This window comes from Achromobacter sp. F4_2707 (assembly GCF_047501535.1).
Lineage (GTDB): Bacteria > Pseudomonadota > Gammaproteobacteria > Burkholderiales > Burkholderiaceae_B > Yanghanlia.
Genome location: NZ_JAZDRJ010000009.1, coordinates 16,729 through 36,738, shown reverse-complemented (window position 1 = coordinate 36,738; position 20,010 = coordinate 16,729). Strand labels below are relative to the sequence as shown.

At 57.5% G+C, this 20,010-nt stretch carries 17 protein-coding genes and 1 tRNA gene; 11 read left to right on the top strand and 7 right to left on the bottom strand.

Going from position 1 to position 20,010, the window contains the following annotated elements; genetic code table 11:
• The first annotated feature begins 76 nt into the window (after nt 1-76).
• The 5 genes from VRY85_RS10010 to VRY85_RS09990 all read left to right on the top strand — a co-directional run bounded on the left by VRY85_RS10010 (nt 77) and on the right by VRY85_RS09990 (nt 7,752).
• A complete protein-coding gene (locus VRY85_RS10010; protein ID WP_414598451.1) occupies nt 77-2,044 on the top strand; it encodes a PhnD/SsuA/transferrin family substrate-binding protein in 1,968 nt (655 codons plus the stop codon).
• The gene (locus tag VRY85_RS10005) at nt 2,010-2,633 is read left to right on the top strand and encodes a response regulator transcription factor (protein ID WP_414598450.1); all 624 of its coding nucleotides are present in this window, start codon (nt 2,010-2,012) and stop codon (nt 2,631-2,633) included. Before VRY85_RS10010 ends, VRY85_RS10005 begins: the two co-directional genes overlap by 35 nt.
• Before the next feature lie 126 nt (nt 2,634-2,759).
• The gene (gene dsrO, locus VRY85_RS10000) at nt 2,760-3,548 is read left to right on the top strand and encodes a sulfate reduction electron transfer complex DsrMKJOP subunit DsrO (protein ID WP_414598449.1); all 789 of its coding nucleotides are present in this window, start codon (nt 2,760-2,762) and stop codon (nt 3,546-3,548) included.
• A gap of 11 nt (nt 3,549-3,559) precedes the next feature.
• Complete coding sequence (gene nrfD / locus VRY85_RS09995) at nt 3,560-4,597, top strand: NrfD/PsrC family molybdoenzyme membrane anchor subunit (protein WP_414598448.1); 1,038 nt, start codon at nt 3,560-3,562, stop codon at nt 4,595-4,597.
• On the top strand, nt 4,594-7,752 hold the full coding sequence (locus VRY85_RS09990; RefSeq protein WP_414598447.1) for a tetrathionate reductase subunit A: 3,159 nt from the start codon (nt 4,594-4,596) through the stop codon (nt 7,750-7,752). The genes nrfD and VRY85_RS09990 overlap by 4 nt, the downstream gene beginning before the upstream one ends.
• A 74-nt stretch (nt 7,753-7,826) precedes the next feature.
• Here the strand turns inward: VRY85_RS09990 and cadR are convergent, their stop codons facing one another.
• The 3 genes from cadR to VRY85_RS09975 form a co-directional block, all read right to left on the bottom strand.
• Nucleotides 7,827-8,237, bottom strand: a complete 411-nt coding sequence (cadR, locus tag VRY85_RS09985; RefSeq protein ID WP_414598570.1) for a Cd(II)/Pb(II)-responsive transcriptional regulator — start codon at nt 8,235-8,237, stop codon at nt 7,827-7,829.
• A 72-nt stretch (nt 8,238-8,309) separates the two neighbouring features.
• Nucleotides 8,310-9,020, bottom strand: a complete 711-nt coding sequence (locus tag VRY85_RS09980) for a gamma-glutamylcyclotransferase (protein ID WP_414598446.1) — start codon at nt 9,018-9,020, stop codon at nt 8,310-8,312.
• Nucleotides 9,021-9,047: 27 nt separating this feature from the next.
• Nucleotides 9,048-9,344 (bottom strand): I78 family peptidase inhibitor, encoded by a 297-nt coding sequence (locus VRY85_RS09975; protein ID WP_414598445.1) that lies wholly within the window; start codon nt 9,342-9,344, stop codon nt 9,048-9,050.
• 286 nt (nt 9,345-9,630) lie between these two features.
• Between VRY85_RS09975 and VRY85_RS09970 the strand changes: the two genes are divergently transcribed.
• Both VRY85_RS09970 and VRY85_RS09965 read left to right on the top strand, forming a co-directional pair.
• Entirely contained in the window at nt 9,631-11,514 is a 1,884-nt protein-coding gene (locus VRY85_RS09970) for a DUF294 nucleotidyltransferase-like domain-containing protein (RefSeq protein ID WP_414598444.1), read from the top strand.
• Nucleotides 11,511-12,224: a 3'-5' exonuclease gene (locus tag VRY85_RS09965; protein WP_414598443.1), complete on the top strand. Its 714-nt coding sequence runs from the start codon at nt 11,511-11,513 to the stop codon at nt 12,222-12,224. Before VRY85_RS09970 ends, VRY85_RS09965 begins: the two co-directional genes overlap by 4 nt.
• Nucleotides 12,225-12,290: 66 nt before the next feature.
• Here the strand turns inward: VRY85_RS09965 and VRY85_RS09960 are convergent, their stop codons facing one another.
• Nucleotides 12,291-13,958 (bottom strand): BCCT family transporter, encoded by a 1,668-nt coding sequence (locus VRY85_RS09960; RefSeq protein WP_414598442.1) that lies wholly within the window; start codon nt 13,956-13,958, stop codon nt 12,291-12,293.
• A 270-nt stretch (nt 13,959-14,228) separates the two neighbouring features.
• Between VRY85_RS09960 and VRY85_RS09955 the strand changes: the two genes are divergently transcribed.
• The 3 genes from VRY85_RS09955 (at nt 14,229) to VRY85_RS09945 (ending at nt 16,016) form a co-directional block, all read left to right on the top strand.
• Complete coding sequence (locus VRY85_RS09955; RefSeq protein WP_414598441.1) at nt 14,229-15,338, top strand: AI-2E family transporter; 1,110 nt, start codon at nt 14,229-14,231, stop codon at nt 15,336-15,338.
• A 33-nt stretch (nt 15,339-15,371) separates the two neighbouring features.
• Nucleotides 15,372-15,447: transfer RNA gene (locus tag VRY85_RS09950), tRNA-Thr, on the top strand.
• 140 nt (nt 15,448-15,587) lie between these two features.
• A complete protein-coding gene (locus tag VRY85_RS09945) occupies nt 15,588-16,016 on the top strand; it encodes a hypothetical protein (protein ID WP_414598440.1) in 429 nt (142 codons plus the stop codon).
• On the opposite strand, the gene VRY85_RS09940 is transcribed toward VRY85_RS09945, so the two are convergent.
• Both VRY85_RS09940 and VRY85_RS09935 read right to left on the bottom strand, forming a co-directional pair.
• Complete coding sequence (locus VRY85_RS09940) at nt 16,005-16,514, bottom strand: HugZ family protein (RefSeq protein ID WP_414598439.1); 510 nt, start codon at nt 16,512-16,514, stop codon at nt 16,005-16,007. The two genes, VRY85_RS09945 and VRY85_RS09940, sit on opposite strands and share 12 nt — an antisense overlap.
• A gap of 13 nt (nt 16,515-16,527) precedes the next feature.
• A complete protein-coding gene (locus VRY85_RS09935; protein ID WP_414598438.1) occupies nt 16,528-16,998 on the bottom strand; it encodes a PACE efflux transporter in 471 nt (156 codons plus the stop codon).
• A 177-nt stretch (nt 16,999-17,175) separates the two neighbouring features.
• Between VRY85_RS09935 and VRY85_RS09930 the strand changes: the two genes are divergently transcribed.
• The gene (locus tag VRY85_RS09930; protein ID WP_414598437.1) at nt 17,176-17,709 is read left to right on the top strand and encodes a hypothetical protein; all 534 of its coding nucleotides are present in this window, start codon (nt 17,176-17,178) and stop codon (nt 17,707-17,709) included.
• 115 nt (nt 17,710-17,824) lie between these two features.
• Here the strand turns inward: VRY85_RS09930 and VRY85_RS09925 are convergent, their stop codons facing one another.
• A complete protein-coding gene (locus tag VRY85_RS09925; protein WP_414598436.1) occupies nt 17,825-19,903 on the bottom strand; it encodes a methyl-accepting chemotaxis protein in 2,079 nt (692 codons plus the stop codon).
• Nucleotides 19,904-20,010: the final 107 nt, after the last annotated feature.

Here is a 20,010-nt window from a genome sequence, read left to right as displayed (position 1 = left end):
TACTCTGTAACCCAACAAAAAAGCATAACAGCCTTTCTGAAATGGAAGGCTGCTTGTCATCAGATCTGCTTTGCCCATGACGAGTTCATTTTTCCGCCCCCCTTCTACCGCCGGAATGTCGGTCTGTTGGCTGCTGCGTTTTGCTGCCGCAGCGCGCCTCGCCATGGGAATGATGATTGTGCTGACCATCGCGATGACACCGGCCTGGGCGCAACAACAACAACAACAACAACAACAACAACAACAACAACAACAACAACAACAACAACAACAACAACAACAACAACAACAACAACAACAGCCGTCGACTGAGACTCGCCCGCCGCTGCGGCTGGGTGTACTGGCGTATTTAGGCGCGGGTGACGCCGCCAGCGAATGGCGGGGCCTGCGTAGTTATCTGGAAGTCGCACTGCCACAATACCGGCATGAGATCCGCTACGGTGACCTTGACGCACTGTGGGCGGCTGTCGCCGCAGGAGAGCTGGATTTCATATTGACCAACCCCGGCCAATATGTCGAACTTGAAGCCGCCTACGGCGCCAGCCGTATCGCCACCCTTGAGCATAGCGACATGCCAGCCGCTAACATCGCCGTCGGTGCGGCAGTCATTGCGCCTCGCAACCGACATGACCTCAGCACCTTGCAAGATCTGCATGGAGAAACCTTGGCTGCCACGGCGGAAAACGCTTTCGGCGGCTACCAGACTGTATGGCGCGAACTGGCCAACCTGAATATGGACCCTGGCCGCGATCTGGAAGCACTAGTTTTTACGGGTTTCCCCATGCAACAGGTGTTGGACGTAGTGGATGCAGGCCAGGCGGACGCTGGCGTGATCCGCGCCTGCCTGCTTGAAGCACAACCTAATTGGCAAGAACGTTACAAAGTGCTTTCCGGGCGCTACGAGCCATCGCTAGGCTGCACGATTTCTACGGTTCTGTACCCTAACTGGCCGATGGCGGCGCTGCGCGACACCCCGCCCGCCATGGCTCGCGCTATGGCCATTACCTTACTGCAGATGAGCCCCGACCATCACGGCATCAGTTGGGGGGTGCCGGCCGACTACCAGATCGTGCACGATACGTTCCGGGAACTGCAAATAGGCCCTTACGCCTATTTACGCAGTACGCCACTGGGCAAGCTGGTGCGCCAATATTGGCCTTATGCCATGCTTGTTGTATTGGGGCTGTTTTTCTGGGGGCTTTACACCGCACGTAGCGAATATCTCGTACGTACCCGCACCGCCGCACTGGAGCAAGCGCTACGAGATCGCCAGGCTTTCGAGCAACGCATGCGCGAACACCAGGAACAGGCCGACCACCTGGGGCGCTTGTCCGTATTGGGGGAACTTTCCAGCACGCTGGCGCACGAGCTCAGCCAGCCGCTGGCTGGGGTGAACAATTATGCACAAAGCCTGTTGCGACGCCTGGAAAACGGCCGCCTGACCGACGCTGCGGTTCGCGAAGCCTCCGAGCACATCATCACTTTGTCAGACTCGGCGGCCCAGATTCTTAAACGTATCAAAGGTTTTGTGCGCAAGCGCCCCGGCACACGAGAGAAACACGTGTTACGCACCTTGGTCGATGACACTGCCACGCTGTTTACTGGAATGCAGGCTCATGCGCCGGAAATCCGGGTCGATGACCAGCTTCCACCGGGGCAAAGGGTTGAGGTTGATGCCTTACAGATCCAGCAGATCTTGTTGAACTTTTTCAAGAACGCCCAGGATGCCATGCGCTCCACGCCCAACGGCCTGCAGATCATTCAGGTTACCCTTAATAAAGACGGCAACTGGGTATGGCTGCATGTTCGCGACTTCGGTCCCGGTATGGATGCCCAGGCGCTGGCGAATCTGTTTGAACCCTTCTACACCACCAAGGAAGACGGTCTCGGGCTGGGGCTTTCTATCTGCAAAGGCATTGCCGAAGCCCACGGCGGACAGTTGCGGGGGCAGCGCCCGGAACACGGCCTGGGAATGATTTTTTCTTTAAGCCTGCCTTTACATGAACACCATGCAAAACCTGAAAATCTACCTGTTGGACGATGATGCGGCATTCCGGCGCTCAGTTGTGTTCCTGCTTGATTCAGTAGGCTGGGAGGTGGCCGAGTACGACAATGCTCAGACCTTCCTCGCCGAACACACAGAAGAACCTGAGGACATGGGCTGCCTGTTGCTGGATATCCGCATGCCGGTCATGAGTGGCCTGGCTTTGCAACAACATTTGCTGGCCAGGGGTTGGCGGGCATCCATTGTGTTCATGACGGGACACGGCGATGTGGAAATGGCTGTGCAGGCGATGAAGTCCGGCGCCTGCGATTTCCTTGAGAAGCCTTTCAAAGATCAGGCCTTGCTGGATGCGGTGGATCGCGCCGTGCGCTGCACCCGAGAGCAACAACGAGAACACCTGCGGCAATCTCACGCTCAGGCACTGTTGGAACGCTTATCGCCCCGCGAGCGCGAAGTCGCTCGTTTAGTCGCCCAGGGTGATGCGAATAAAGTCGTGGCGCACAAACTAGGCATTAGCGAAAAAACCGTGCATGTACACCGCCAGCACATCATGGAAAAAACATCGGTCAGCAACGCCGCCGAACTGACGCGGCTGATGCTGGCCGCTGACTCCGGCGCATTGGATTAAACCCACTAGGAAAAACTCACAGCCACATAGGTAGTTTCATCTATCTCCCCTACAAAAGGAGCAATAGGCAGCATCTCGGCCAACCCCTATTCTTGATACGTAACTGTTTTCAAGAGTTGAAACCCGATGAAAGCTGCCTGTTCCCCTACTGCTTCCGACCCAGCCGCGCCGCTTCCCAGCAAAAGCAAACGTGGCTTTCTCAAAGAGCTGCTGGGCGTCGGCGCCGCGGCGACCGTCATTCCTATCGTGCCTGTACAGGCTGCCATGGGAGACCAGCCCCCACGACGCCCCGGCATTCCCGGAAAACGCTACGGCATGTTGGTTGATCTACGCAAATGTATTGGCTGCCAAGCCTGTACGGTCAGTTGCTCCGTAGAAAACCAGCCGCCTATTGGCCAGTTCCGTACCACCGTCCTGCAATACGAAATCGACAAGGACGACGGCAGCGCCCCCGCCATGGTCAGCCTGCCTCGCCTGTGTAATCACTGCGATAACCCGCCCTGTGTGCCGGTCTGTCCGGTGCAAGCCACTTTCCAGCGGGAAGACGGCATTGTGCTGGTCGACAACGAGCGTTGTGTCGCCTGTGGCTACTGCGTGCAAGCCTGCCCCTACGATGCGCGTTTCATCAACAAAGAAACGCAGACTGCCGATAAATGCACGTTCTGCGAGCATCGCCTGGAAGCCGGTCTATTGCCCGCCTGTGTGGAAAGCTGCGTGGGCGGTGCCCGTGTGATCGGCGATCTGCTGGACGAAAACAGCGAAATCAACCGCAGAATGGCCGAGCATAAGGATGACATCAAAGTGCTCAAGCCGGGAATGAATACCTCTCCACGCGTGTTCTATATCGGTCTACCCGATGAATTCGTTGACGAGGTAGACGGTCAGGCCAGCGTGCGTCTGGTTGCTGATCTCTGAAGGAGCTGATCATGCAGATCATTGAACTACTGACCCCGCATTACGATGCCGCCTGGTTGCCCTGGGCGGTGCAGTATTTCTTTCTGGTGGGCATGGCTACCGGTGCGGCCATTATGGCGGCCTGGGGCGTGTGGTCCAAGCCGGATAGTGCCGTTGCAAAAGCCCTGCCTCTGGCCATTGTGCTGCTGTTCGTCACTGCGGCGACAGCACCCGTTTCGCTGCTGGCCGACTTGCACCAGCCGGCCCGTTTCTGGCACTTTTACGCCCATCTGACGCCGTGGTCCTGGATGTCCATGGGTGCGATTCTTTTGCCGATATTTGTCACGCTGTCACTGGGGCTATGCGTGGCCTGGTGGTTCGGTTCGAAGCGCTGGATGCGTATTCTGGCCATCCCCCTGTTGTTTTCCGCCGCCTCCATCATTGTCTATACCGGGTCGGAGATTGCAGTGGTGCGCGCCCGCCCGCTGTGGAACAACCCCTGGGTGCCTGTGAACCTGACACTGACCGCCTGGCTAGCCGCTGTAGGAGCCAGCCTGCTGCTCACACTCTGGGTACCCGCCGGCCGTGACATTGCCGTGCGAGCCTGGCTGGGTAAGCTGGGGCTGTTTCTAAGCCTGGCCTTGCTTGCGGTAGCCGCCGTATGGGTGGCAAGTGGCCATGTGATGCAGACCCCGTCCTTCCTGCAAGCCCTGGAGCTTTATATCAACTACCCCATCTGGCGTCTCAGCATCTGGCTGTCAGTACTTTTGGGTGGGGTCGTGCTGGCCTTGTGGCTGCGTCCGGGCTGGTGGCTGGACTCCCGTCTCATGATGGTGTCGCTTGGCATAGCAGCCTGCGCCGCCGCCTGGGGCTTCCGCTGGGCGCTGTTCATGGGTGTGCAAGGCGTACCCAAGTACGGAGCCGGCCTTTACGTTTACTCCATCCCCCTGGGTGGCGATGGCCTGATGGGCATCATCGGTGTCTTCGGCCTGTGCGTAGCGGTGCTCACCGCTGTGCTGTGGGCGCTTGAGTACAAAGAACGTGCATACAACGAACGAGTGTTGCCATGACTGATCAAAAGAAACCTTCCGCTCCCAATACCCTACGCCGTAATGTGCTGCGCGGCGGGCTGATCGCAGGGGGTTCTGCGGCATTTGTTGCGGGCTATGGCGAGACCATCGCCCGCGGCGCCAAGGGCCTGCTCACTGGCACCGCCGGCGAACCCACGGCCGACGCGGTGCGTGGCAATTCTTTACAGCCGGAATTCCGCATCGACCCTGTCACCGGCCTGTTAGACACTCACCCTGGCCAAGTGGTCAGCCCGTCCAGTTGCCTGGGCTGTTGGACGCAATGTGGCGTGCGGCTGCGCATCGACACGGAAAGCAATCGCATTATTCGTATTGCCGGCAACCCGTATCACCCGCTGGCAACCACCAACCATGCGCCCATGGATACCCCGGTGCGCGAAGTCTACGCCATGCTGGGCGGCGATAACGGCCTGGAAGGCCGCGCCACGTCCTGTGCGCGTGGTTCAGCCATGCTGGAACACCAGACCGCGCCGCACCGCGTGCTGCAACCGCTGAAGCGGGTCGGCCCGCGCGGCTCAGGTCAGTGGGAAACCATTTCCTTCGAACAACTGATTGAAGAAATCTGCGAAGGCGGTGATCTCTTTGGAGAAGGCCATGTTGACGGCCTGCGTGCCATCCGAGATGTTGATACCCTGATCGACCCGGATAACCCCGAATTCGGCCCGAAGTCCAATCAACTGATGATGACCGATTCGGCCAACGAGGGCCGCACACCGCTGATCAACCGGTTTGCCCGGCAAGCGTTTGGCACCGTCAACGTCAGCAATCACGGTTCTTACTGCGGGCAATCCTACCGTGTAGGAACGGGGGCGGCGCTGGGCGACCTAGTGACCATGCCCCACGGCAAGCCCGACTGGGCGAACTCGCGCTTCGGCCTGTTTATCGGCACCGCCCCCGCGCAGTCCGGCAACCCTTTCCAGCGCATGGGCCGCGAACTGGCAGACGCCCGTTCACGCAAGGAAAACACCTACAAGTATGTGGTGGTTTCCCCGCTGCTTCCCATGTCTTCCAGCCATGCTTCGGGCGATAACAACCGCTGGCTGCCTATTAAACCCGGTACCGATCTGGCTCTGGTCATGGGCATGATCCGCTGGATTCTGGAAAACGAGCGTTACGACGCCCGTTTCCTCGCTCAGCCCGGCCCGGCTGCCATGGAAGCTGCGGGTGAAGCATGGTGGAGCAATGCCACTCATCTGCTCATCAACGACCCCGATCACCCCCGTTACGGATCCTTCCTGCGCGGCGCGGACCTGGGCTGGCCCTTGCCCGAACCCAAGGACGAGAAAACGCCGGCCCAAGACGTTTATGTTGTGCAACTGGCCGACGGCACCCTGGCGCCTCATACCAGTGCCCAGCCGGCAGAGCTATTTGTTTCCCGCCACGTAGACTCGGTTGGCAAAGACGGTGGCGCGGGCCAACCGCTCAGCGTTTGCACATCCCTCACCAAGCTGCGCGAAGAAGCCCAGCGCATGACATTGGAAGAATATTCCGCCGAATGCGGTGTGCCGGTTGAAGAAATCGAAGGTCTGGCGCGGGAATTCACCAGCTATGGCAAGCAGGCAGTCGCCAATTCACACGGCGGCACCATGAGTGGCGCTGGCTTCTACACTACGTTTGCGATTGCTACGCTTAACAATCTGGTGGGTAACTTGAACGTCAAAGGCGGCTGGGTCATGGATGCCGGCCCATTCGGCCCGTTCGGCCCTGGGCCGCGCTACAACTTCGCCCAATTTAAGGGCGCGGTCAAAGCGCGAGGCGTTGCCCTGTCGCGTAATCGCTTCCCCTACGAGCGCACCAGCGAATTCAAGCGGAAAAAAGAAGCCGGTGAGAACCCCTACCCTGCCCGTGCGCCTTGGTACCCTGCGGTTGGCGGGCTGAGCAGCGAGATGCTGGCGGCCGGGCTGTTGGGTTACCCCTACCCGCTGAAGGCGTGGATTAACCACATGAGTAACCCCATCTACGCCATGTGCGGGTTTGAGAACACACTGGCCGAAAACCTTAAAGATCCGTCCAAGCTGCCCCTGTTCATTTCTGTTGACCCCTTCATCAACGAAACATCGGCACTGGCGGATTACATCGTGCCCGACACCGTGACATACGAAAGCTGGGGCATTGGCGCACCTTGGGCCGACGTCGTGGCCAGAAGCTCTACGGTACGCTGGCCCGCCGTAGAGCCCGCTACCGCACGCACCGCAGAGGGACGCCATATCAGCTTTGAAACGCTGTTGTTTGCCATTGCCAAGAAAATTGGCCTGCCGGGTTTTGGCAAAAACGCGATGTCCACTCGCGACGGTGAGCCGCTCGACCTCGAAAGCGCGGAAGATTTCTACGTGCGGGCCGCCTGTAATATCGCTTATCAGGCGGGCAAACCGGTGGGCGAAGCCTCAGACGATGACATCGCCATTACCGGCCTGACGCGCTGGATGCCTGCCATTACCGAACGCCTCAAACCCGAAGAAGTGCGCCGGGTCGCCATGGTCATGAGCCGCGGCGGGCGTTTCGATCGTATCGAAGATGCCTGGGACGGCGATCGCATCAAGAAGAAACCCAGCCACCCCATCAATATCTGGAACGAGAACGTGGCGGCTATGCGCCATTCCATGACGGGAGAGCGTTTGACGGGTTGCCCCACCTGGCACCCCACCCGCTTTGCTGATGGCAGCCCCATGCGCGATCACTTCCCCGAAAAAGACTGGCCGCTGACCATGAGCTCGTATAAATCCAATTTGATGAGTTCTATGTCGATTGCCGCCAGCCGCTTGCGGCAGGTTCACCCGCACAACCCGATTTCGGTCAACAAGAACGATGCACAGGCCCTGGGCATCACGAATGGAGATCGTATCCGGGTCAGCACGCCGGGCGGTTCAGTGGAAGGCGTGGCCTTGGTGCGTAGCGGCATCAGGCAAGGCGCGATTGCCATCGAGCATGGCTATGGCCATAAAAAGCTGGGCGCCGTGCCACAATACATCGACGGCCAAGCCACACCGCACAACCCGCAGCATGGCAATGGCGTGAACCTGAACAACCTAGGCTTTGCCGACCCCACCCGCCCGGAAAAAGACAATATCTGGGTAGATTGGGTATCCGGCGCAGCGGTTCGTCAGGCCTTGCCTGCCCGAATCGAGAAAATTGCCTGATCTTTCTCTGGCGACATAAAAGCAAGGGCGCTCCTACAAACGGGAGCGCCTTTGTTGTTTATACATTGTATATATCAGGAATGACAAGAATGGTCGGCTAACGCTCCGAGAATGCCACACGCAGTGGTAGGCGCCACCTCGGTGCACTTCTCGCGCAACGTCACCAGATGCTGCTTCAGGTGGTTGAGTTCTTGAATGCGGGCTTCGACCGCCTGAATATGTTCATCGAGCAAGCCGTTGACATCACCGCAGTCATCCATCGGCGTATCGCGATAGTGCAGCAGAGTGCGCACTTCATCAAGCGCCATGTCCAGCGTGCGGCAATGCCGGATGAATCGCAGCCTTTCAACGTGAGCGTCACCATACAGACGGTAGTTGCTTGCGCTGCGGGCTGGCTGTGGCAGTAAACCTTCTTTCTCGTAGTACCGGATGGTTTCCACCCTGGTGTCGGTACGCCGGGCCAGCTCGCCGATTTTCATGGACATCATGGCCTCCAGTGACTTAAATCACTGAAGTTACTATAGGCTTTTGCCCTCAGAAAATCAAGAATTTTGACTTTAAGCCCCGGCTGTATTTACCCGAGTTTTACTGCCAACCTGAGTACGGTCAGCCTGCGGGGCCAATTGTTCCAGCCGCTGCGCCAAAGCCTGGATGTAATCGTCATGAATGTCGTAATGCTTTAAAGCGGCATCAAGCAGCCGCACGTATTCGCGGTTACTCCCCAACACACCATGAGCGGTGGCAATCAGTGGCGCCACGGTTTCCACGCTGTCGTCCGTTTCGTGCATGGGGCTGTCTGGGTTGGCTGTAAAAATAATGGCTTCTACGCAGCGCCCATCTTCCAGTTGGACAGGCGCCCAGGCCGGCTGGTAAGCGCCTCCCACCATTTCACGCCGCCAAACCATTCTCAGCTCAGGTTCCAGCGTGTATTCATCCAGACGCAGAGCCAAGCCGTCAGTATGGCCGCCTGCCACCAGTGACATCATGCGCCCAGGATGCTCAGGGCTGCCGCGCCCGGCACGCAAGCGGATGCAAAAACTGCGACGCCACCCTGGCAACCTACCCGGCTGGCTTTCCACAAAATGAAAGACCGGGTTCCAGATTAGGGAGCCATAGGCAAACACCCACACCGGCTGATTGGGCGGGCGTCGGGCCAGCATGTCCTGCATGGACGCTTCGATACGTTCTTCCGACCACCATTCGTCACCCAGGGCTTCCTTAAAGCTGTTCAGGAATGCGCCATCCGAGAGAGAATCCCGATTAATCATTGTGTTGCCTATACAATTTCAGGCCATTCAGCCGCAGTAGACTCTGTCGACCTGACCCGATTCATCAATCACCACGTTCAGGCGATCGCCACGGTAATCCATGGTCATGACCATGCCGGGGCGCAATACGCGCGTTCCAACCGGGAACATGGCATCGTTCACTTGGCCGCCCGGTGTACCCACTAAATGCTCAAACGCCTTGGCACCGCAAGGGTCATCCCTGTTCTGCACATTTTGAGCCACGGGTTCGGGCCGACTTGTGGGAGGCGCCCCGGCCTGGCAGGCCGCGAGTGCAACTACAGAAACAAGCAATAAACGCTTCATGAGAGCTCCTTGAACATTCAGACGGTGCAGAACTCCAATCGTAACAACCGGAGTCTCTCCACCGCCATCCCGCATACTTGCGGCACCATATCTTGAATCTGATGCGCCGGTACACAGACGCGTGCTCAGCGCTTTTTTAGCAGACAAGTCGCGCACCCGCCAACCGCAATCAGACCTCGTTCGTGTTGTTGGGCTGCGCGACGGCCTTGCTGGTGTTTTACCCGGCGCAAAGCTACATTGAACCCGTACCCTTATTTTTCCGGGCACGCCATAGCCTTTTCATACCATGCAGATTGAACAGCTAGAGATACGCGACCACCTGAGTCGTCACGCCCCTTTCGACGAGCTTCCAGACGAAGTCCTGGATACTGTCGCCAGCCAAGTGCAGGTACGCTACTACAAGGCCGGCAGCCCCATTCTGGAAAGCGGCGAACCGATTCACGACCTGCATTACATACGCAGTGGCGCGGTAGAAATCTTCTTCCGCTCAGGAAAGCTATTCAACCGGCTCAGCGAGGGTGATATTTTCGGCCAAGCCAGTTTGCGGCGGCAGAAATTGGTACGTTTTCCCGCCCGAGCGCTGGAAGACTCGCTCATCTACTTTATACCCGAAGATGTTTTCGAGCATTTGTGCGCCACATGCGACAACTTCGCCGATTACGTCGATACCGAAGGGTCGGGGCGCCTGAAAGCGGTCGTCGAACCCCAGGGGCGTATCAACGAGTTGATGAACGTAAAGGTGAATAAATTGATCAGCCGCCCGCCTGTCATGCTGGACGAGCAAAACAGCATTCACCGGGCCGCGGCCGTGATGACGGAAGAAAGTGTCTCGGCACTGCTGATTACCCGAACCGTACCCGAAGACAACCACCCTAGGGTGACAGGCATTATTACCGACCGGGATTTCCGCACCCGAGTGGTATCGGAAGCGTTGCCGCCCGAAACCCCGCTGTACGAAATCATGTCGCCCGACCCCATCACCTTGCAACACACGGATTCCGTGCTCGAAGCCGTGCTGTGCATGTTGCGGCACAACATCCATCACTTGCCGGTACTCAACCGCCGCCGTCCTTTGGGGCTCATTAATCTGGCCGACGTTTTGCAGTACCAATCACGCAACAGCCTGTACCTGGTCAACGATATTTTCAAGCGGCGCTCCATCAGCGCACTGCAAAGCCTGGTGCCCGATGTACGCGCTACCTTTGTTCGCATGGTTGAGGACGAGGCGAATGCACACATGATTGGCAGCGCCATGTCCAGCATCGGTCGCAGCTTTATTTTGCAACTGCTGGACCTTGCCGAGGAAGAATTCGGGCCGCCACCTGTGCCCTACTGCTTCATGGTGATGGGTTCAATGGCGCGAGAAGAACAGCTGATTGTGACCGATCAGGACAACGCACTGGTTTTGGATGACAGCTTCAACCCCGAACAGCACGACGAATATTTCCTGAAGTTGGCAAAGTTTGTCAGCGACGGCCTGGCCGCCTGTGGCTACACCTATTGCAAAGGCGACATCATGGCGACCAACCCGCGCTGGCGCCAGCCTCTGTCAGTCTGGAAAAAAACCTTCACAGAATGGATTGAACAGCCCAATGCCCAGACGCTGCTCAATAGCAACATTTTTTTTGACCTTGAGGCCGTGGGTGGGCAATCTGATTTTGTGCAGCAATTGCGGGAACTGATTGCGGAAAAGGCCAGCGGCAACAAACGCTTTCTGGCCATGATGGCCCGTAATGCCCTGAGTCGCACACCGCCCCTGGGGTTCTTCCGCACTTTCGTCATGGAAACAGACGGCCGCCAACGCAATATCATCAACATCAAAGGCCGTGGCACGGCACCGCTGACCGACCTGATACGGGTGCATGCGCTGGCCTGCGGCTCCACCGCACAAAGTTCGTTCGACCGGCTGGATGACATTTCCAAGACCCGCCTGATGCCGCCCGAATCTCTGCAGAAGCTGCGCTACGCGCTGGAGTTTCTCAGCTTGGCCCGCATCCGCCATCAGGCGCTGGATATTCAAGAAGGGCGGGAACCCAATAACTATATCGAGCCGGAGAACGTCTCGCCTACCGAACGCCATGGCCTGAAGGACGCCTTCCAGATTCTCAGTAACGCGCAAAACTTCTTGCGCTACCGTTACCCTCTGGGCGCCAACGAGAAGCGCACATGAAGCAAGTCAGGAACAAACAAACCGATTGGGCGGCTTACATGAAAAACATGGCCTCCCAGGCACGGCACCCCGCCTTGAAACGCTTTTATCAAGCCGATTGGCCGGCTGCCGACACGCCGCTGGAAGACATCGAATTCATGGCTCTGGATGTTGAAACCACAGGCTTGGATGCCCGCACTCATGCTGTCGTCAGCCTGGGGCTGATCCCCCTGACACTGGCACGTATCCGTAGTGACCAAGCCTGGCATCAGGTGGTTCGCCCACGCGGCGACCTGGTGCCGGAATCTGTCACCTTCCACCATATCACCCACAGCGATATCCTCCAGGCGCCCCGCTTTGACGAAATCTTGGAAATCTTCCTGGGCAAGCTGGCCGGAAAAATCGCTGTGGTGCACTACCACCCGATAGAACGTGCTTTTCTCGATAGGGCCGTGCGGCAGTGCCTGGGCGAAGGCCTGCAGTTTCCGCTGCTGGACACCATGCAAATCGAAGCCAAGCTGCATCCCAGGCGCAAGCCCGCCTGGCTACTGCGCTTATTCGGCAAGCAGCCGCTTTCTATCCGCCTGGCCGACAGCCGCAGCCGCTACAACCTGCCCGCTTACACCGCCCACCACGCACTAACAGACGCCCTAGCCACCGCAGAACTGCTGCAGGCACAGGTGGCCACACATTTCTCGCCCGAACAGCCGGTCGGCTCGCTCTGGCTTTGAACAGAAAGCGGGCGGGTGCAGCCCCTTTGCCACACCCGCCCGCTTCATGAAGCGCATCGCGAGGAATCAGCGCGGTTCGCTGAGCAAGCCCTTGACGATAGCGATACACCCCACCAGCAAGACCACAGTAAACGGTAGCCCCGTGGATACTGCCATCGCTTGCAAAGCAATCAGCCCACCGCCCAGCAAGAGCGCAATCGCCAGGACGCCTTCCAACACCGCCCAGAACACACGCTGAGAGACGGGAGCATTGATCTTCCCGCCTGCCGTAATGGTATCGATCACCAACGAGCCGGAGTCGGACGACGTGATGAAGAACATAATCACGAGTACAACACCGACAAACGATGAAATTGACGCTAAAGGATACTGCCCCAGCATGGCAAAAAGTTGGAGTTCTAACGCCGCTTCCTGTACACCGGTGAAGTTTTCAGCAATCACCTGATGAATGGCAGTACCACCGAAGGCAGTCATCCACAGCACAGACACTAATGACGGCACGAGTAACACCGCCACCAGGAATTCCCGTACGGTTCGGCCTCGGCTGATACGCGCGATAAACATGCCAACGAAGGGCGACCAACTAATCCACCACGCCCAGTAAAACGCCGTCCAGCCTTCCACGAAATTACGGTCTTCGCGGCCAAACGGGTTGGATAAGGCAGGAAAATGGGTGGCATAAGACCATAGATTGCCGAAAAACCCTTTCAAAATTCCCAGAGTTGGCCCAATCACAATGACAAAGATCAGCAGCAAAAAGGCCAGGAACATGTTCAGTTTGGAAAGTTGCTGTACACCCTTATCCACGCCAGCCACCACAGACCATATTGCAACGGCGGTGATGGCGATAATCAGCAACACCATGCTGAAGTCAGTACCGGGTATGCCGAATAACAGTTCAAGCCCGCCGCTGGCCTGCTGTGCCCCGATACCGAGGGAAGTCACCAAACCGAACATGGTGGCAAACACAGCAAGAATATCGACGATATGGCCGGGCCAGCCCCAGACTCTTTCACCCAGCAGCGGGTAAAAAATCGAACGCATGCTCAACGGCAGGCCTTTGTTGAAGGAAAATAGCGCCAATGCCAGGGAGACAATGGCATAAATGGCCCAAGGGTGCAGCCCCCAGTGGAAGATGGTGGCCGCCATGCCCAAGCTCAGCGCGGCTTGCGCATCGCCTGCAGCGCCACTCAAAGGCGCCCAATCCGTACGCACGCCGTCCTCTCCTACTACCACGCCTCCTTGCGAGGCAGTGAAATGTGACATGGGCTCGGCCACGCCATAAAACATCAGCCCGATGCCCATGCCGGCTGCGAACAGCATGGAAAACCAGCCCGTGTAGGAGTAATCAGGTACGGCTTCTGGGCCCCCGAGTCGCACCTTGCCTAATGGAGAAATAATCAACGCCAGGCTAAATACGACAAACACGTTCCCCGCCAGCAACAGGAAGCCAGCCATATTGCTGGTAAGCCAGCCACGCATGCTAGTAAACACCGCTAGCGCTTCGTCTTGGAATGCGAGTGTCAACAACACAAACAGCAGAATCGCACCCGATGAAATTAAAAAAACTTTGCTGTGGATATCCAGCTGGATGAATAGTTTCCCGGAGAAATTGTCTTGGCCCACGACATAATCGGTATCGATCAGGTTGGTTTCACCTGAAGGGGCTGGAATGCCATCCGGGCCCACAGCAGGCTTATCGGATTGAGGCTCTTGGGCGGGAGAGGTGGTCATGCGTGTACTCCTTGCTCTTGTTGTACGCTGCAACCAGCGTGTAATCGATACTTAGGTAAGAAAATATCGATTCTTGAAACATCGCCAACACGATCATAACGCATGGGTTCTCGACTGGACGAGCCTTTCTGTGCCGAAATCAGGCCCCTGGCGACCCCAAGCAACGAGCGCAAGCGCCCGATTCAGCATAGAATTTCCACTCCCGGCCACGTGCTGCGCAAGGCGCCAGACCGACACCGGAACCCTTTTATCTTAATTGCCGGATGCCGAATGAGAAATTCGAGCTTGTACTTTCGTAGCTTCATTGTGATGCTGGTGCTTGTCACCGTGGGTTTCATATGGATTTTGCTGCCCTACTATGCCGCCCTATTCTGGGCCACAACGCTGGCAGTGATTTTTCATCCCATTCAAAGGCGGCTCTGTCTGAAGTTCAAGGGCCGCAGTAACCTGGCCGCAGTCGTCACGCTTCTGATCGTCTTGCTGATCGTCATTATTCCGATGATTATCATCAGCGGTGCGCTAATTCAGGAGATTGCCAATTCCTATAAACGTATCAGTTCGGGTGAGCTCAACCTAGGGCTCTACTTCACCCAGATTGTTGACGCCATGCCCCCTTCGGTGCATACCGTGCTGAGTTATCTGGGCATTGGCGACATGATGAGCATTCAGGAAAAACTGACTCAAGGTGCTCTGGCAGGCGGGAAGTTCATTGCCACCCAGGCGGTGAGTCTGGGGCAAAACACGGCTCAACTGCTGATCGGGCTGGGCGTCATGCTGTACGTATTGTTCTTCTTGTTGCGCGACGGCGCCGACCTGGCTCGCCTCAGCAAGCAAGTCATACCACTGAGCGAGGAACACAAGCAGCACCTGATACGCAAGTTCGCCACTGTGATCCGCGCTACGGTGAAAGGCAATATCGTTGTCGCCATCACCCAAGGCACGCTGGGTGGCCTGATCTTCTGGGTTTTAGGGATACAGGGCGCTTTGCTCTGGGGCGTGGTCATGACATTGCTGTCGTTGCTGCCCGCTGTCGGTGCAGCCCTCATCTGGGCCCCCGTCGCCATCTATTTCCTCGCGAGCGGTGCAATCCTGCAAGGCATTGTGCTTACCTTGTTCGGTGTGCTTGTCATCGGCCTGATCGACAACATCCTGCGCCCGATACTGGTAGGCAAAGACACCAAGCTGCCTGACTGGATCATCCTGGTCTCCACGCTGGGGGGGCTGGCCGTGTTCGGCCTGAACGGTTTTGTCATCGGCCCGCTGTCGGCCGCCCTGTTCATCGCCGCCTGGGATCTCTTCCCCTCCGCCGTCAAGCTCAACCAAGAAGGGGCGAAAAACCGCGCTCTTGGCCAAGAACAGGAATACTCCATTCGAAAATAAAATTCTGTGTATAATTCTGGCTTCCCAGAATGGGCCGGCATAGCTCAGTTGGTAGAGCAGCGCATTCGTAATGCGAAGGTCGGGGGTTCGACTCCTCTTGCCGGCACCAGTCACCTGCGCGTGGCCATGCCATCCGCGCACGCGCCTTTTATCCCCTTCAGCGTTACCCTCCTTCACTAAACCATTTTTTTCAGAGAAAATGGGAGCACCCTATTTCCATAATTTCTCAATAAAAAAGGGGCATCCACCATGTCCGAATTGACCTTTCCCGCCGGCACTCTGGTTTACCACGGTACTGATCGTGCCGAAGCCGACGAAGTCTCCGTTACAGGCCGCCATGCGTTCTGGCTGACCACCACCCTCGAACTGGCTCAGAACCAGGCTTTGCGTAACCGCAGTGGCTCACCACGGGTGTTTGTGTATCGCCTTAACCGCGATCTCACTCTGCCTGCAGTGCGCAGCCCTGCCGACGTTCAGGCATTGCTAAAAAAATACGAATTGTGGGTGACTGAAGACGAACTCTTGCAAGCCAGTGCCATCGCCGCCAACCTTGCAGGCTGGGCCTACCCCGACAGCAACCCGCTGGGTGTATTTCTTAAACTATTCGATACCCGCATGCTGGAATACGTGGAAACCCAAGTGGTTGACCGGGCCAGTGTGCTAGGTTCAACCGCCTGACCCACCCACTCGCTGCAACAAGCGCTGGAATTCTTCCAGGCTGACATCCCGCGCCGCGCCAAACCCGGCGATTTGGCGAATCGCCCGCGGCGCCAGTGTCACATAGCGGAAGTCGGGCAAGGCGCCGATTTGTTCCGCTTCGGGGAAGCGCTTCAAATAGGCTTGTGCCAGCGCCCCGGCATCATCAGAACCCGGTTCTGCCAACTGCGCATCCGCCTCTATGGTGAGGCGGCCTAAAGCATGCACAGGCTGCCCTTGCTCTTCCGCATCGCTGATCAACAATGACACCTGGGGATGTTCTCGGATATGCCGGGTGTGAGCCGCCAGCCCACTAATTAGAATCACCAAGCAAGCCTGCCTTGTGTCAATGGCGTACGGCGTCATGGAAACATACGGCTGGCCATCGGCGCTCAATGTGCCCAAGGCAGCCGTACGGCGAGTGGATAATAGGCGGCGCAACTCGGAAGTCAGGCGTGATTCGTGAGAGCTAGACATCATTCAACCGCTTTAACTATGGGCCGACGGAACACACGGGTGCGGGCGTGCCCTGCGGCGTAACAGGCGCAGGCATGGCTGAGGCAGGCAGACCAAACACTTTGTCAAAGCACCAGGCGAAGACAAAGGTGTAGACCAGGAAGAACACAATAAAGCCCAGATCCATCACAAACGCCTGCCAAAGGCTGACTTCCAGCCACCAGGCAAAAAAAGGCACAATGGAAAGCACCAAGCCGCCTTCAAAACCAATAGCATGGGCTATGCGCCGCGCGATGCTGCGACCTTTCACTGTCTGACGGCGTTCCCACGCCTCGAACATGGCGTTGAAAATCAGATTCCACAGAACAGCCAACACAGACGCCCCAACGGAAGCGACCAGAGAATGCGTGAGCCCATGCCCCAACAAGAACAGCACGGCGCCAGTCAGCACAATGGCGATTCCTTCATACAGCGTGACGTACACCACCCTGCGTTTCCAGCCTTGCATGTTTAATGCGCTCCTCGGGAAAAATCTCAATCAAACAGTAAAGAATAGCATCCGAGCGCCGGTCAGGTTGGCCACAAACAGCCTTTATGAATGATTAGCATCGAAATTTTCTTTATCCATGCAGACTGATGGGCGTACAATTTATCCCCCCACAAAGTTTTACGTTGGACACCCATCTTGAGCACTACCCGTACAAAGCGCTGGAATGGCACGCTTGAATCGTTATCCGCCGATTATCTCAAAGAAGTCATGGAACGCATGGAATCCTACGGAGACCAGGTTCAGTTTGAACTTCCCGGCCATAGCAAGCACCCCGTCTACCATGTCATTGGCAGGGGCGGACGCAAAATGGGGTTTGATGGCAAGCACTTTCTGCTGCATCTGAATGAAGCAGGCAACGTCGCTGAAACCCTGTCGCCCGTCTATTCGCTTGACGCCGTACGCGATGCCATAGCAGGCAAACGCAGCCCCCGCAAAACCTCCGCCTCGCGCTCTTCCGCCGCCGGTAGCAGCTCAAGCACGCGACGCCGTGTTGCAGCGCCCGCCCCTGTGGTCGACACGGTCGAGCAAGAAAAATACGCGTATTACCGCGCCAATCGCGCTGATCTCCCAGAAGATATTTCGCAATATGCGGGGGAAATCAGCCAACTAATGCGAGCCGGAAAATCAGCGGAAGAAGCCTTTAAACAGGTCGTCGCGCAATATTATTAAACCCTCTCAGAGAGAGGTGGTACCGCGACATGTCGGGCCGCTGAGGCTGTGCATGTCGCGGTTTATTCCGCTTTACCTCACCAAAAACCACTAGGTTTGGGCTTTGGCACGGCGGTCAGCCGAGCTGCAAAGCCGCGCCCCTAGGGGCAATATCTGAAGCCAGCGCTTCTGCTGCATGCGCTTCATCATCGCCATCGGCAGCGTGTGTGATATCTATGACCCGATGAGCCGAGGTGTCGGGCAACCTGAAAACCGCCACGGCCTCCGACAGCTGGCGAGCCTGTTCGCGCAGCGATTCTGCCGCCGACGCAGCTTCTTCAACCAAGGCGGCATTCTGCTGAGTGACGGAGTCCATTTGCATGACGGCGGTATTGATTTGCTCAATACCACTGGTTTGCTCGCCCGAAGCGCTGGAAATGTCGTGCATGATCTGCGAGACCCGCCCCACCGAAGCAAGAAGCTCCCGCATGGTTGCCCCTGCAGCCTCGACCTGTTGCTCCCCTTCTTGCACTTCCTGGATGGAGGCTTCGATAAGCGTCTTGATTTCACGAGCCGCCTGAGCGCTGCGCTGCGCCAGTGACCGCACTTCGGAAGCCACGACTGCAAACCCCTTGCCCTGCTCTCCAGCACGCGCCGCTTCGACAGCAGCATTGAGCGCCAGGATGTTGGTCTGGAAAGCGATGCCATCAATCACACCGACAATTTCACTGATTTTGTTTGAGCCGGCAGAAATTCGCCCCATACTTTCCACGACATCATCCACTGCCTTGCCGCCCTGCTCAGCCACACTGGACGCTGCTGCAGCCAGTTGATCGGCTTGGGTAGCGTTGTCCGAGTTCTGCCGAACCACCGCCGCCAGCTGCTCCATGCTGGCCGCTGTTTGTTGCAGCGATGCTGCCTGTTGTTCCGTGCGGCTGGAAAGGTCGGTATTACCGGCTGCGATCTCATCTGCGCCCAGATTGATTTCCTGAACGCTGGAACGCACTGTGCCTATGGTACGCTGCAAATTGGATTGCGTGCCTCGAAGATACTCGTACAGCACGTGGATTTCATTGCGGCTGCGTGGCGGGACTGCGGGAACTTGTGCGGTGAGATCCCCATTGCCCAACCTTTCCATGCGCTCCATGATGTCGCGGACGGGCCGCAGCGTACGCGCCGCCAGGGAGCCCACCAACAAAGAAATAAGCAAAGTGCCTGCCAGCATCATTGCCATTTGCACCATCAACGCTCGCATACTGGCCGCCATGAAGAGGTCTTCTTCACCCACTCCGTACAGAACCCAGCCCCAATTTTCGATCTGTTTCCACGCAACCAAGTGGGTTTCACCATCGGCAGGCGTCACCTGAGCCGAGCCTTCCGGCTCGCTGAAATAGTTTTTGAGCAAGGCAGCGGCAGCAGATTCGCTCAGACCCAGCGTCGCACCATCGCCGGCGGCTACCAGCTTTTCCTGGCCTGGTTGACTGCGGTCGATCAGCCCCAGCGAACCGAATTCCGCCACCTTGGTTTGGGTGACCAGATTCAGGACGTCCACCACCTGCTGGTGAACATCGACCCGCACCGATAAACCGCCGTACACTTGCCCGGCCTCATCGGCAAGCGGCTGAATACTCATGGCATACCAGCGGCCGTTGCGCTGAACCAGGCCGCCGTAGGGTCGGCCCGAGTCAAGCGTGCGCGCCAGCAGATCGTTGGGCTCGACCACGCTGTCGAGCCGAATGCTTCCTTCTGCGTCGCGCAGCAAGGTAGCGACCCGTACCCAACCCTGGGGCGCTTTGACGATCACCGCCGGGTCGGCTCCAGTATTCTCGTTCATGCGTAGCAGATGGCCAATGTCACCATTGATAATGGTGTCGTTGACTATCAGCAAGGGCACGCCGGAGTCGCTGGCGCTGCCATCCAGTTCGGGGATGCCGCCAAGCTCGCGTTCCAGAACGGGAATCAACTGCGTGGCACGCTCGCGGGCCGTGGTATAGGCCAGTTGCAACGAGCGATCCACCCCTTCTATGGTGGTTGCCATTTCCCGATGCACGGTCTGGCGCGCCACTTGCATGTTCTGCCAACCCATGATGACCGCGATGGTGGCCATCACCAGCACAGTCGCCACAGATGTAACGATGAATAGTTTGGTCGCGAGGCTGCTGCGCGACCACCAGCTTGCATTGATACGTCCGCGGTTCGAGTTGCCCTGAGCCATGTTCTCCCCACCCTGTTGTAATAAGTTCTGCCACGTTGAGCAGCTACAACTTTTTACATCAAACAGGGCGGGCCGTACCAGCCAAGTATTCCCTAAGTTGTGCGAAT

Bases quoted from the DNA above. Each gene is read 5' to 3' on its own strand.
- VRY85_RS10010 (WP_414598451.1), top strand. From the start codon at position 77: ATGACGAGTTCATTTTTCCGCCCCCCTTCTACCGCCGGAATGTCGGTC.
- VRY85_RS10005 (WP_414598450.1), top strand. From the start codon at position 2,010: ATGCAAAACCTGAAAATCTACCTGTTGGACGATGATGCGGCATTCCGG.
- dsrO (WP_414598449.1), top strand. From the start codon at position 2,760: ATGAAAGCTGCCTGTTCCCCTACTGCTTCCGACCCAGCCGCGCCGCTT.
- nrfD (WP_414598448.1), top strand. From the start codon at position 3,560: ATGCAGATCATTGAACTACTGACCCCGCATTACGATGCCGCCTGGTTG.
- VRY85_RS09990 (WP_414598447.1), top strand. From the start codon at position 4,594: ATGACTGATCAAAAGAAACCTTCCGCTCCCAATACCCTACGCCGTAAT.
- cadR (WP_414598570.1), bottom strand. From the start codon at position 8,237: ATGTCCATGAAAATCGGCGAGCTGGCCCGGCGTACCGACACCAGGGTG.
- VRY85_RS09980 (WP_414598446.1), bottom strand. From the start codon at position 9,020: ATGATTAATCGGGATTCTCTCTCGGATGGCGCATTCCTGAACAGCTTT.
- VRY85_RS09975 (WP_414598445.1), bottom strand. From the start codon at position 9,344: ATGAAGCGTTTATTGCTTGTTTCTGTAGTTGCACTCGCGGCCTGCCAG.
- VRY85_RS09970 (WP_414598444.1), top strand. From the start codon at position 9,631: ATGCAGATTGAACAGCTAGAGATACGCGACCACCTGAGTCGTCACGCC.
- VRY85_RS09965 (WP_414598443.1), top strand. From the start codon at position 11,511: ATGAAGCAAGTCAGGAACAAACAAACCGATTGGGCGGCTTACATGAAA.
- VRY85_RS09960 (WP_414598442.1), bottom strand. From the start codon at position 13,958: ATGACCACCTCTCCCGCCCAAGAGCCTCAATCCGATAAGCCTGCTGTG.
- VRY85_RS09955 (WP_414598441.1), top strand. From the start codon at position 14,229: ATGAGAAATTCGAGCTTGTACTTTCGTAGCTTCATTGTGATGCTGGTG.
- VRY85_RS09945 (WP_414598440.1), top strand. From the start codon at position 15,588: ATGTCCGAATTGACCTTTCCCGCCGGCACTCTGGTTTACCACGGTACT.
- VRY85_RS09940 (WP_414598439.1), bottom strand. From the start codon at position 16,514: ATGATGTCTAGCTCTCACGAATCACGCCTGACTTCCGAGTTGCGCCGC.
- VRY85_RS09935 (WP_414598438.1), bottom strand. From the start codon at position 16,998: ATGCAAGGCTGGAAACGCAGGGTGGTGTACGTCACGCTGTATGAAGGA.
- VRY85_RS09925 (WP_414598436.1), bottom strand. From the start codon at position 19,903: ATGGCTCAGGGCAACTCGAACCGCGGACGTATCAATGCAAGCTGGTGG.